Origin of the sequence: Burkholderia sp. Bp8991, from assembly GCF_003853795.1 — a bacterium.
Classification (GTDB): Bacteria; Pseudomonadota; Gammaproteobacteria; order Burkholderiales; family Burkholderiaceae; genus Burkholderia.
The window spans coordinates 147,693-160,313 of sequence record NZ_QTQJ01000009.1; the positions used below are offsets into that span (position 1 = coordinate 147,693).

Annotated in this window: 10 protein-coding genes; 6 read left to right on the plus strand and 4 right to left on the minus strand. The window is 71.0% G+C overall.

The features are described from left to right. Positions 1–21 precede the first annotated feature (21 nt). Complete coding sequence (gene cobM / locus DIE02_RS12980) at positions 22–750, plus strand: precorrin-4 C(11)-methyltransferase (RefSeq protein WP_124485487.1); 729 nt, start codon at positions 22–24, stop codon at positions 748–750. Between the two features lie 264 nt (positions 751–1,014). Here the strand turns inward: cobM and DIE02_RS12985 are convergent, their stop codons facing one another. Continuing rightward, on the minus strand, positions 1,015–2,199 hold the full coding sequence (locus DIE02_RS12985) for an MFS transporter (protein WP_124485486.1): 1,185 nt from the start codon (positions 2,197–2,199) through the stop codon (positions 1,015–1,017). A 135-nt stretch (positions 2,200–2,334) separates the two neighbouring features. Between DIE02_RS12985 and DIE02_RS12990 the strand changes: the two genes are divergently transcribed. Next, positions 2,335–2,853 (plus strand): MarR family winged helix-turn-helix transcriptional regulator, encoded by a 519-nt coding sequence (locus DIE02_RS12990; RefSeq protein WP_124485485.1) that lies wholly within the window; start codon positions 2,335–2,337, stop codon positions 2,851–2,853. A 151-nt stretch (positions 2,854–3,004) separates the two neighbouring features. Here the strand turns inward: DIE02_RS12990 and DIE02_RS12995 are convergent, their stop codons facing one another. The 3 genes from DIE02_RS12995 to DIE02_RS13005 form a co-directional block, all read right to left on the minus strand. After that, positions 3,005–3,709 carry a glutathione S-transferase N-terminal domain-containing protein gene (locus DIE02_RS12995; RefSeq protein ID WP_124485484.1) on the minus strand — a complete coding sequence of 235 codons (705 nt, stop codon included), beginning with the start codon at positions 3,707–3,709 and terminating at the stop codon, positions 3,005–3,007. 322 nt (positions 3,710–4,031) lie between these two features. Continuing rightward, positions 4,032–5,156 (minus strand): porin, encoded by a 1,125-nt coding sequence (locus DIE02_RS13000; RefSeq protein ID WP_124485483.1) that lies wholly within the window; start codon positions 5,154–5,156, stop codon positions 4,032–4,034. Between the two features lie 300 nt (positions 5,157–5,456). Beyond that, complete coding sequence (locus DIE02_RS13005; protein ID WP_124485482.1) at positions 5,457–8,150, minus strand: LuxR C-terminal-related transcriptional regulator; 2,694 nt, start codon at positions 8,148–8,150, stop codon at positions 5,457–5,459. 256 nt (positions 8,151–8,406) lie between these two features. On the opposite strand from DIE02_RS13005, the gene DIE02_RS13010 reads away from it, so the two are divergent. From DIE02_RS13010 to DIE02_RS13025, 4 genes are all read left to right on the plus strand, one after another. Then, the gene (locus tag DIE02_RS13010; RefSeq protein WP_124485481.1) at positions 8,407–9,420 is read left to right on the plus strand and encodes a universal stress protein; all 1,014 of its coding nucleotides are present in this window, start codon (positions 8,407–8,409) and stop codon (positions 9,418–9,420) included. A gap of 33 nt (positions 9,421–9,453) precedes the next feature. After that, entirely contained in the window at positions 9,454–10,434 is a 981-nt protein-coding gene (locus DIE02_RS13015; protein ID WP_124485480.1) for a quinone oxidoreductase, read from the plus strand. 10 nt (positions 10,435–10,444) lie between these two features. Further along, complete coding sequence (locus DIE02_RS13020; RefSeq protein ID WP_124485479.1) at positions 10,445–11,293, plus strand: TauD/TfdA family dioxygenase; 849 nt, start codon at positions 10,445–10,447, stop codon at positions 11,291–11,293. 120 nt (positions 11,294–11,413) lie between these two features. After that, positions 11,414–12,469 carry a 3-keto-5-aminohexanoate cleavage protein gene (locus DIE02_RS13025; RefSeq protein ID WP_044843535.1) on the plus strand — a complete coding sequence of 352 codons (1,056 nt, stop codon included), beginning with the start codon at positions 11,414–11,416 and terminating at the stop codon, positions 12,467–12,469. Positions 12,470–12,621 lie beyond the last annotated feature (152 nt).

The window sequence follows — 12,621 nt, forward strand, 5'->3', positions numbered from 1 at the left end:
TGAATTGACGGAGATTTTTTGATGACGGTGTATTTCATCGGCGCGGGCCCCGGCGACCCGGAGCTGATCACGGTAAAGGGCCAGCGCCTCGTGCGCACGTGCCCGGTGATCCTGTATGCAGGGTCGCTCGTGCCGCCGGCCGTGCTTGACGGCCATCGTGCGGAACGGGTCGTCAATACCGCCGAGCTCGACCTCGACGCGATCGTCGCGCTGCTCGCCGACGCGCATGCGAAAGGGCAGGACGTCGCGCGCGTGCATTCGGGCGATCCGTCGCTGTACGGTGCGATCGGCGAACAGATCCGCCGGCTGAAAGCGCTCGGGATTCCCTATGAAATCGTGCCGGGCGTGACGGCCACGGCCGCCTGCGCGGCGACGCTCGGGGTCGAGCTGACGCTGCCCGGTGTCGCTCAGACGGTGATCCTCACGCGCTTCGCGGGCAAGACGACGATGCCGGAAGGCGAAGCGCTCGGCGCGCTCGCCGCGCATCGCGCGACGCTCGCGATTCACCTCGGCGTGCGGCATCTCGCGCGGATCGTCGACGAAGTGCTGCCGCATTACGGGCCCGCGTGCCCGGTCGCCGTGATCTATCGCGCGAGCTGGCCCGACGAGGAGCGCGTGACCGGCACGCTGGCCGACATCGTCGGCAAGGTGCAGGGCACGCAGATCGAACGCACCGCGCTGATCCTGATCGGGCGCGTGCTCGATGCGGAAGGGTTCGCGGATTCGACGCTGTACGCGAGCGGGGGGTGATGACGCGTGTACCGAACGCAACGCACTTCGCGTTGCGAGGCATCGCGACAATGGGTTGCCTCGCGAGCGGGGCAACCGATCAATACCCATCGTCGAGCGGCGCTCTCCGCGTGAACCGGCGCGACCGGGTGACAACGGGCAACCGCGCGAACCGGGCCGCCGATCGATGTCCATCGTCGAACGGCACTGCATGAACCGGCAACGGGCAACCGCGCGCCGGCCACGAACCGGGTCGACGCCTTCACGCGCCGCTTCTGAACGGCGCTACGCACGCGCGACACGCCGCGCAAACTGCGGCGCGAAGCCCGCCGCCAGTGCGAACAGCACGACGCACAGGCATGCCATCGCGATCCATGCCGGCGTCAGATCCGCGAGATGCTGGCGCACGATGCCGGCCGCGAACGGAAACAACCCGGCGACCAGATAGCCGACGCCCTGCACGAACCCGGTCAGCGATGCCGCATCGGCCGGCGTCGCCGCATGATCGACCGTGACGATCAGCGACAGCGGAAACAGCGCGCCGATCCCCGCGCCAAGCAGCAGCGCGGCCGGCATCGCGAGCGTGTCCGGCGCGGCCAGCATCACCAGCAATCCGGCGAACAGCGACGCGATCGCCGCGTGCAGCGCGGGCCGGCGATCGGGCAGGCGGTCGATCGTCGCCGAGATCGCCAGCCCCGCGACGACTTCCGCGAGCGTCACGCCGCCGAGCAGGCTGCCGGCCGCGGTCGGCGACCAGCCGAGCCGCATGTAGTACGGCGGCAGCCATGCGAGCACGAGGGTGTAGGCACCCGTCGCGATCCCGAAGAACATCGCGAGCCGCCAGGCCCGCGGCGAGCGCGACGGTCGCGCCTGCATCGGCGGCGCAGCCGTCGGCCCGGACGCCGGTGCGTCACCGCCACGACTGGTCAGCGGCCACGCGAGCGCCGCGACCGCGGCCGGCAGCGCCCAGCCCGCGAGCGCGACCAGCCAGCTCCAGCGGGCCGCGGCGAACGGCGCGACGACGCTCGCGAGCACCGCCCCGCCCATGATCGACGTCGAATAGACGCCCATCGCGCCGCCGATGCGCGTCGCGAAATGCGCCTTCACGAACCCCGGCAGCAGCGCCTGCACCATCGCGATCCCGATGCCCGCGCAACCTGCGCTCGCGAGCAGCAGCCACGCGTGCTGCGCGCCGAAGCGCGACGCGCACGCGAGCCCGATCAGCACGACGCCGAGCCACACGCCGCCGGCGATCCCCGTCACGCGCTGCAGCCACCGCGCGCCAAGCGCGCCCAGGCCCATCAGCAGGATCGGGATCGTGGTCAGCAGGCTCGCCGCGCCATCGCCGATGCCGGTCGCACGCTGGATCATGTCGAGCAGCGGACCGATCGCGGCCAGCGCGGGCCGCAGGTTCAACCCGACCAGTACGACGGCGGCCAGCCGCCAGCCGGGGGAAGTGGAGCGATTCATGATGGAGTGGCCCTCGATATCGGTGCACGACACCTCCGTCCTGCGTGCCGTGCATTTTCATGTAAAGTATCTCGACATCAAGATAAATGCGTATTTATCTCGACGTCAAGATAACTGGTGAGCCGAGGAGGGTTAATGGATCGAGCCGAGCATGCGCTCGCGCAATGGCGCGTCGAGCGTCCGGATCTGGATGCGTCGTCGATGCTCGTGATGGGACGGCTGCAGGAAGCCGCGCTCGTGATCGCGCGCGACGGTCTCAATCCGCTGTTCGCGCGCTACGGGATGCAGCCGGGCGAGTTCGACGTGCTGGCGACGCTGCGGCGCAGCGGCGCGCCGTTCGCGCTGACACCGACCGCGCTGTACGACGCGCTGATGATGTCGTCGGGCGGGATGACCGCGCGCATCGACCGGCTGCAGAAGGCCGGCTGGGTCGAGCGCCGGCCGAACCCGGCCGACGGCCGCGGCACGCTCGTCGCGCTGACCGACGCCGGCCGCGCGCTGATCGACGATGCGGTGGTCGCGCACGTCGACAATCAGCGCGCGATGCTGGCCGCGCTGTCGGAGGCGGAGCAGGCGCAACTTGCGGCGTTGCTCGAAAAGCTGCTGGCGGGATTGGGAGGAGAAGCGTCGGCGTCAGCGTCGGCCGAAAGGTAGCGCCGCCGCATCGTCACGTCGAACGAACGCGACGAGCGGGACATGGAAACACCGAAAGAAAACGCGCGAAAGGCAGCGCGTGAACCGCCCGCCGCGCGCTGCGGCGGGCCGGACAGACGGCGGGCCGCACCGGGTGCGCCCGCCGCGCGGCTCAGCCGCGTGCCGGGATGTTGAGCCCGCGCGCGACGGCCGGACGCGCGACGAACGCGTCGAGCGCCCGCGCGACATGCTTGAATTCGCCGAAGCCGACCAGGTCGCCCGCTTCATAGAAGCCGACGAGGTTGCGCACCCACGGGAAGATCGCGATGTCGGCGATCGTGTACGTATCGCCCATCACCCACTTGCGGTTCGCGAGATGCGCGTCGAGCACGCCGAGCAGGCGCTTCGATTCGGTGACGTAGCGGTCGCGCGGACGCTTGTCCTCGTAGTCGCGGCCCGCGAACTTGTGGAAGAAGCCGACCTGGCCGAACATCGGGCCGATGCCGCCCATCTGGAACATCACCCACTGGATCGTCTCGTAGCGGCCCGCCGGATCCTTCGGGATCAGCTGGCCCGTCTTGTCCGCGAGATAGATCAGGATCGCGCCGGATTCGAACAGCGCCAGCGGCCGGCCGTCGGGGCCGTTCGGATCGATGATCGCCGGGATCTTGTTGTTCGGGTTCAGCGACAGGAATTCGGGCGACAGCTGGTCGTTCGTGTCGAAGCGCACGAGGTGCGGCTCGTACGGCAGGCCGGTTTCCTCGAGCATGATCGACACCTTGACGCCGTTCGGCGTCGGCAGCGAGTACAGCTGGAGACGGTCGGGATGCTGGGCCGGCCATTTTTTCGTGATCGGGAAGGCGGACAGATCGGGCATGGGGGTTCGTTCGTCAACGTTGAGGATCCGCGCCCCGCCGGCCTGCTACGCGTCGCCGGCAGCCGCTGACACGGCGGCGGGAACGGGACGAACGCATCGACCGGCGGGCGGGGCGCGCCGAAGACGCCCACTGTAGCCGATCCCCGCGATCGCTGCAGACGGCGGCCGCGCGTCGTGTCCGTGCGCCGCCGCGCGCAGCGCGCCTGCCTGTTTCGGTCAGTCGCCTCAACAGACGACGCATCGACGTGTCGCGAACGGGTGCCTGTGGACATCGCGCCAGGCCCTGCGCGCTGCGGCACCCGTGCCACACCGCACCGCATCGTCAGAAGTTGTGCCGCAGCCCGACCATCGCCGCGGTCGTGCCGACCCCGGGCGCGACCGGCTGCCCGTACACGAGCATCTGGTTCATCGTGCCGCGGTTGTTCACGTGGCCGACCTGCGCATAGACCATCGACCGCTTCGACAGGCTGTAGTCGGCCGTGAGCACGACGGCCGTCGAGCGGTTTTCCGAACGGTTGCGGTCCTTCAGGTAATACACCGCCGACGTCACCTGCAACGCGGGCGTGAAGCGATAGCCGACGCCGGCCGACAGCATGTCGAGGTTCACCTTGTCCGCATGCGACGGATTCCTGCCGTTGCCGTACGACGCCGACACCGAGAAGTCACGGATCGTGTATTTCGCGCCGACGTAGATGAAGCGGTTGTTGTCGACGCCGGTCGGCGCGACACCCGGCGCCGGATTCGTGTCGTGGCCGTTGTAGTAGACGGCCGACGCGTTGAGCCCGTAGTTCGAATACCGCAGCACGACCGATTCGCGCGTGCCGCCCTGGAACTGCCCGGCGACGCCGCCGGGCGCGTATTCGAGCGCGATCGACGCGCCCGCGAAGGTCGGCGACTGATAGACGAGCGCATTGCTGTCGTACAGCGCGCCGATCGCGCCGTTGGTGCTCGTGCCCGGCCAGCCGGCCGCGGTGTTCAGGCCGAGCCACGCGGTCAGCACGCTGCCGAAGAACTGCGCGTTGCGCACGTCGGTGTCGGCCATCGCGTAGATCATCGGCACGATCTGGCGGCCGGCCGTGAAGGTGCCGAACGGCCCGGACACGCCGAGCGACGCAACCTGGTTGAAGATCGCGACGGCGCCCGGCGTGTCGCTCAGCTGCATCCTGCCGGTGCCGCTGTCGAACGAGCCCTGCAGCTTGAAGTTGACCTTGTAGCCGCCGCCGATGTCCTCGCTGCCCTTGATGCCCCAGAAGCTCGAATAGATGCCGCCGTCCTTCATGCGGAACACCTTGCCGGTGTTCGGCGCGCTCGGGCCGAACGACGCGGCCGACGTGCTCTGGTACAGCAGGCCCGTGTCGACCACCCCGTACAGCGTGACGGAGGATTGCGCGTGCGCGAGCGCCGCACTGCCGGCAAGCGCCGCGAGCGCGGCCAGTTTCGTCTTCATCGAAGTCTCCAGGATCGTAATGGACCGCACGGGATCGAGCCCGGGCGGGTGCAGCAGGGGAAGCATCGAGGCAGGCGGGAGGGCGCCGGGTGCGACGCCGGTGCGAGCCGTGCGGAAAGACTACGCAACGGCGCGCGGCCGCTCCCCCCCATGCGCGGGGGGCAGGGTTGCGGAGAATCGGAGGGAAGCCCTGGTGACGCGGTTGTCATCAACGGCCGGGCAAGGCCGATCAAGGCCAGTTAAGGCGAGTTGACGCGAGTTGAGGCCGGTTCGGACGTGCGCAGGCGGGCAACGCGCGCGTCAAGGCGCGCTTTCGAGCAACCCGAGCACCAGCGCGCGGCGCACCGCGTGCTTGCGCGAGCTCGCGTCGAGCTTGCCGAACAGGTTCTTCAGGTGCCACTTCACGGTTTCCTCGCCGACGGCGAGCGCCACCGCGATCTCCTTGTTCGACAGGTTGCGCGCGAGCAGTTCGAGGATCGCGCGCTCCTTCGGCGTCAGCACGACGCTCGGCACCGCGCGCGGGCTGGCCGTGCTGCGCGGCGCGGGCGGCACGATGCGCAGCTGCGGCTGCGCGGGCCGGGCGGGTCCGTCGCCCGCGGCCGTCTCGTCGCCGATGCGGCGCGCCCAGTCGGCGACGGCCGGATGCGCGTCGGCGAGCGTGCGCGTGAGGCCGAACATGTCCGCGAGGTTCATCGCCTCGTCGAGCAGCGCGCGGCCGCCGTGCCCGGACTGTTCGAGCGCGAACGCGCTGAGCGCCATGATCTCGATGCGCTCGCGTCCCATGCTCATTTCGCGGGCCAGCACGGCGGCTTCGTCGAGCGCCGCGCATGCATCGTCCCAGCGGCGCGCGGCAAGCGCGGCGCCCGCGTGCGCCATCGCCTGCAGCAGCACGACGGGGCGCCGCCACAGCGGCCCGTGCGACGGAAACTCGGCCGCGGCAATCGCATCGATCCGCTCGACCAGCGCATGGCAGGTCGCCTCGCGATAGCGCGCCGCGTGAATGCGCACCTGCTCGGCGAGGCTCGCGACCGACAGGCGCGGCAGCCGGCGCGCGACGCCCATCGCGTCGAGCGCCTCGAGCAGGTCGATCGCGCGATGCTCGACGCCGCGCAGCAGCGCGATGCGCGCGGCCGTCCGGTAGCCGAGCAGCACGGTGTCGGGCGTGCCCGCGTGCTCGAGCACGTCGAGCCGGTTCGCGAGCAGCGCGGCGGCCTGGTCGACGCGATCGGCCTCGTACGCGATCGCCGCGCACATCGCCGCAAGCATGCAGGTCAGCGGATGGCGGCGCCCGAGATCGGCTTCCGCGCGGGCGAGCGCCGGCGACAACGCGTCGTCCGCGAGCCGGATCTGGCCTTCGCGCAGGTAGCTCAGGCCGGTGATCAGCTCGCCCCAGCGCGCGACGTAGCCGAACCCGGCCGCGGTCGCGCCGCGCGGCGCGGCCTGCTGGAAGCGGCGCGCCTGCGCCGGTTCGCCGACGATGATCGCGCGCGCCGACAGGCGGTTCGCATGCATCTGCGCGAGCCAGGTCGCCTTGGGCGGCGTGAAGTCGGCCCACGGTTCGAACAGCTCGACGAAATGGTCGATTTCGTCCGCGTAGTAGGCCGCCGCACTGAGGATCAGCGCGCATTCGTAGCGCATCGCGGCCGGCGTGTCGGGGTCGGCGAGGATGCCGGCGATCTGGCGCCGCGCCTCGACATGGCGCTCGCCGAGCGCCAGCGCCCACGCGACCGCGATCCGCAGTGTCGGGCGCTTGTCGAGTTCCGCATCGGGCAGCAGCGCGAGCCAGTCGAGCACGTCGTTGATGCGGCCCTGCTTGATCGCGTCCTCGAGGCAGCGCTGCGCGAGCGCGTATGCCGTCTCGAACTGGCCGGCCGCATACGCGTGGCGCGCCGCTTCCTCCGTCATCCCGTGCGCGTCGAGCCACGCGGCCGCGCGTGCGTGCAGCGCGCTGCGGTCTGCTTCGGCGCTCGTCGTCAGACGGTCGCGCAGCGTATCGCGCACGAGCGGATGCAGCCGGCACCAGTCGGAAGCGTCGGACGCGATGAACAGCGGCGTGTCGCGCGCGAGCCGTGCGAGCCGGTCGGGGGCGGCCGCGTCGTCGAGCAGCGCGGCGCACAGCGACGGATGCAGGCGGTCGGCAACGCTCGTGCGGGTCAGGAACGCGGTGTCGTCAGCCGACAAATTCGCGAGCAGCAGTTCGACGAGCCGGTCGCGCGTGCCGTCCATGCGTGCGGCGAGCGCATCGACGGCCTGGCGCGGATCGGCCGAGCGCGCCATCGCGGCCATCGCGAGCTGCAGCCCGAGAGGCCAGCCGTCGACGCGCTCGAACAGCCGCGCGCACGCGTCGGCGTCGACCCGCTGCGCAAAGCGCGCGCCGACCAGCGCGATCGTTTCGTCGAGCGTGAAGCGCAGCCAGTCGGGGCCCGCGAGCGTGCATTGCCCGCCGGCGAGCAGGTCGCCGGCCGCGTGATCGAGCCCGCGCCGGGCCGCGACGACCACCCGCAGGTTCTGCGGCGCGTTGTGCAGCACGTAGGTCAGCGCGTCGAGGCCGGCGGCGGGCAGCCGCTCCGCATCGTCGACGATCAGCAGCGCGTCGATCGACAGTTGCGCGACCTCGGCCAGCCACGCGGTCAGCCCCTCCAGCGCGCGGGCCGCGCCGTCCGGAATCAGGCGCCCGAACGCGGGTCGCGCGCAACCGGTGCGCACCGCCTGCACGAGCCCCTGCAGCAGGCGCGGCGCGTCGTCGCGCTCGTCGGCGGACAGCCACACGACCGCGCGGCCGAGCGCGAGCGATTCGCGTCGCCATTGCGCGAGCAGCGAGGTCTTGCCGTAGCCGGCCGGCGCCTGCACGAGCGTGACGGGCCGGGCGTCGAACGCCGCCGCGGCGAGGCTCAGCCGCGCGCGCGCGAGCAACTGCGCCGGCACGCGCGGCGCGGTCGTCTTCAGCACGAGTTCGGTCGGGGGCGCGTCGGCGCGTTCGGGTGGGTGAGCCATCGGGGGCAGCAGTCGGAATCCGGCGCTGCCGTGCAGGCCGGCGTCCGGGGTGGGCGTGGGGGGAAGGATCGGCCGAACCGCGTTCGCGCGTCAATCCCCCCCGCGGCGAGTGGGGCCGCGCCGCCGCCCGGCCGATAGCATGGGTTCCGAGGCGTGACGAACGCGATTGACCAATGCAACGGGGAGGGGGCCATGAACATCGTATCGACTGGCGCGCGCCGCAGCGCGCCGAGCGCCGGATAAACGGAGCGGCACGATGTATCGCCATCTGCTCGTGACGGTCGACGGCGTGCCCGGCGGCATCGACGCGATCGGCCATGCGCTCGAACTGGCGCGTGCGGTCGGCGCGCGGGTCACGTTCGTGCTGTCCGGCGCGGCGCCGCAATCGCCTGGCTCCGACTCGCGTTTATCCGGAGCGCGGATGCCGGAACACGGTGCGAAAGTGGAAGCCGCCGCACGGGCCCAGGGCCTGTCCCATGCGATCGCGGCGGCCGGCGATCCGGGGGCCGGCCATCCGGCGGCCGGCGATCCGGGGGCCGGCGATCCGGGGGCCGGTCAGCCGGCGGCCGGCGGCACGTCGCCCGCCACGCTCGCCGGCGAACTCGGCTGCGACCTGATCGGCGTCGCGGCGCTGCCGCACGATGCCGATGCCGGCGCGGCCGCGCAACGGCGGTTGCTGCTGGCGACGAGCGGCGTGCCGGTGCTCGTGTGCCCGGCGCGGCGTGCGCCGGCAGAGGCGCGCGTGATGGCCCGCTGTCTCGCCGCGCATCGCGCGCTCGGCGCGCAGTTGCAGGCGCTGACGCAGTTGCAGGCGCCGACGCTCGCGAGCGAAGACCCGGACTCGGCAACGCGGCCGGCCGCCGATGCAGACCGCGCGCTCGCGGTGCACGCCGCGTTGGCGTCGCTCGCGGCGCTGCAGGACGCGCGTTCCGGGCCGTCCGCCGAAGCACGCCTGTGCGCGGCATTGCGCAGACGGGCGGAGAGCACCGCGGCCGAACTCGACGAGCTCGACCGCCAGCGGCGCCGCGATGCGCACGCGCTCGGCGCGCTGGCGCGGCTCGCCTCCGACGGCTTGCCGTCGGCCGCGTTCGATGCAGCGCTCGCCGTCTATGCGCGCGGCGCGTTCGAGCAGATGGGGCGCATGGAAGGCGTGATTTTCCCGGCCGCGCGGCGCTATTTGAGCGACGCCGACTGGACCGAACTGGACGCGCCTCCGGCGAGCGGCTCAGCCGCGACGACGCCGGGCGCGGACGAACCCGACGATGCGTGACGCGCATCCGACTGAAATCCTACGGAGAACCAGATGGCACATGCAGTGCGATTCCACGAAACCGGCGGCCCCGACGTGCTGCGCTGGGAAGCGGTCGAAGTCGGCGACCCGGGCGCGGGGCAGGTCCGCCTGCGGCACGAGGCCGTCGGCCTGAACTTCGCCGACACGTATTTCCGCAGCGGCCTGTATCCGGTGCCGCTGCCGGCCGGCATCGGCGTCGAGGCCGCCGGCGTGGTCGAGGCCGTCGGCCCCGGCGTGACGAACGTCGCCGCCGGCGACCGGGTGACCTACACCGGCTTCCTGAACACGCTCGGCGCGTACAGCACCGAACGGCTGATCGCCGCCGCGCCGCTCGTGAAGCTGCCGGCCGGGATCGCCTGCGAAACGGCCGCGGCGATGACGATGCGCGGCCTGACGTCGGCGTACCTGTTGCGCCGCATCCACGCGTTCGCGCCGGGCGACACGATCCTGCTGCACGCGGCCGCGGGCGGCGTCGGGTTGATCGTGTCGCAATGGGCGAAGCTGCTCGGGCTGACGGTGATCGGCACCGTGTCGAGCGAGCACAAGGCCGCGATCGCCCGCGCGCATGGCTGCGACCATACGATCGACTACAGCCGCGAGGACGTCGCGAAGCGCGTGCGCGAACTGACCGGCGGCGCGGGCGTCGACGTCGTGTTCGACAGCGTCGGCAAGGACACCTTCGAGGGCTCGCTCGATTCGCTGAAGCGGCGCGGGCTGATGGTCTGCGTCGGTACCGCGTCGGGCCCGATCCCGCCGTTCGACCCGCAGCGCCTCGCGATGAAGGGTTCGCTGTACCTGACGCGCCCGGCGCTGGCCGACTATATCGCCGATCCGGCCGAGAAGAACGACCTGGCCGGCGAGCTGTTCGCGCACGTCGCGGCCGGCCGCATCCGGATCGAGATCAACCAGCGTTACGCGCTGCAGGACGCGGCACAGGCGCACCGCGATCTCGAGTCGCGCAAGACGACCGGCTCGTCGGTATTCATCGTCTGAGGAGACGCGCATGCGAGTCGAACCCTTGACCTGTGCGATCGGCGCGGAGCTGCTGGACGTGAGCCTCGCCGACGCCGTGCACGACGACGGCCTGTTCGCCGAAATCCGCACGCAGCTGCTGCGCCATCGCGTGCTGTTCCTGCGCGACCAGGACATCACGCGCGCCGAGCACGTCGCGTTCGCGCGCCGCTTCGGCGAGCTCGAGGATCATCCGGTCGCCGGCAGCGATCCCGAGCACGCGGGGCTCGTGCGGATCTACAAGTCGCCCGACCAGCCGAACGACCGCTACGAGAATGCGTGGCACAGCGATGCGAGCTGGCGCGTGGCGCCGCCGCTCGGCTGTGTGCTGCGCTGCATCGAGGGTCCGCCGGTTGGCGGCGACACGATGTGGGCGAACATGGTGCTCGCGTACGAGAACCTGCCGGAACACGTGAAGCAGCAGATCGAAGACTTGCGCGCGCGTCACAGCATCGAGGCGAGCTTCGGCGCGGCGATGCCGGTCGACAAGCGCCTCGCGCTGAAGGCGCAGTATCCGGACGCAGAGCATCCGGTCGTGCGCACGCATCCCGAAACCGGCGAGAAGGTGCTGTACGTGAACGCGTTCACGACGCACTTCACGAACTTCCATACGCCCGGGCGCGTGCGCTTCGGGCAGGACGCGAATCCGGGCGCCGGCCAGCTGCTGCAATACCTGATCAGCCAGGCTTACATCCCCGAATACCAGGTGCGCTGGCGCTGGAAGAAGAACAGCGTCGCGATCTGGGACAACCGCAGCACCCAGCATTACGCGGTGATGGACTACCCGCCGTGCGTGCGCAGGATGGAGCGCGCGGGCATCGTCGGCGACGTGCCGTTCTGAGCGCGCCCGCACCTTAACCGACTCGCAACCCTGTACACGACGCGCCAGGCCAGCCGCCCGGCGCGGCGGGATACGCACGCCCGTACGCCTGCACTAAAACGATTCCCACTGGAGGACGACATGCAATTTCTCGACGATTCGCTGCACCCGGAAAACCAGGACAAGGTAGTCATCACGGTCGCGCCGTACGGCCCCGAATGGATGCCCGCCGACTTTCCGGAAGACATTCCGGTGACGATGGACGAGCACGTGCAGAAGGCCGTCGACTGCTACAACGCGGGCGCGACGGTGCTGCACCTGCACGTGCGCGAGCTCGACGGCAAGGGCAGCAAGCGGCTGTCGAAATTCAACGAGCTGCTCGGCCGGCTGCGCGAGGCGGTGCCCGACATGATCCTGCAGGTCGGCGGCTCGATCTCGTTCGCGCCGGAAGGCGACGGCGCCGAGGCGAAATGGCTGTCCGACGACACGCGCCACATGCTCGCCGAGCTGACGCCGAAGCCCGACCAGGTGACGGTCGCGATCAACACCGTGCAGATGAACATCACCGAGCTGATGAACCGCAAGGACATCGCCGGCACGTCGCTGAACGAAGCCGCGCTGTGGGACGCGTACCGCGAGATGACCGTGCCGGCCGGCCCCGGCTGGGTCGACGAGCACCTGCGCCGGCTGCAGGCGGCCGGCATCCAGCCGCATTTCCAGCTCACCGGCATGCACGCGCTCGAGACGCTCGAGCGGATCATCCGCCGCGGCGTCTATCGCGGGCCGCTGAACGTCACGTGGGTCGGCATCGGCGGCGGCTTCGACGGCCCGAATCCGTACAACTTCATGGAATTCGTGCGGCGCTGCCCGGACGGCGCGTGCATCACGCTCGAATCGCTGATGAAGAACGTGCTGCCGATCAACACTGTCGCGATGGCGCTGGGCCTGCATCCGCGCTGCGGGATCGAGGACACGATCATCGACCAGAAGGGCAACCGGATGACGTCGGTGCAGCAGGTCGAGCAGTGCGCGCGGATCGCGCGCGAACTCGGGCGCGAGATCGCCACCGGCAAGGAGGCGAAGGCGATCTACCGGATCGGCGTGCAGTACGACGGCGTCGACGAGACGCTCGCGCAGCTCGGGATGGCGCCGAACCGCCGGCCGGGCCAGCTGAGCGTGCCGCTGCGCGCGGCCTGACGCACCGGGCGACCGTGCAACCGGGCGGCCCGCGAGCGCCGCCCGCCGATCGATGTGGCGCGGCACCCACCCTCGCGCCGTGCGCGAGGCAAGCTCCGACGAACGGAGCGGGGCCGCGCAAGCCGCGCCGGCGCGTTGCCGCACCGGTGCCG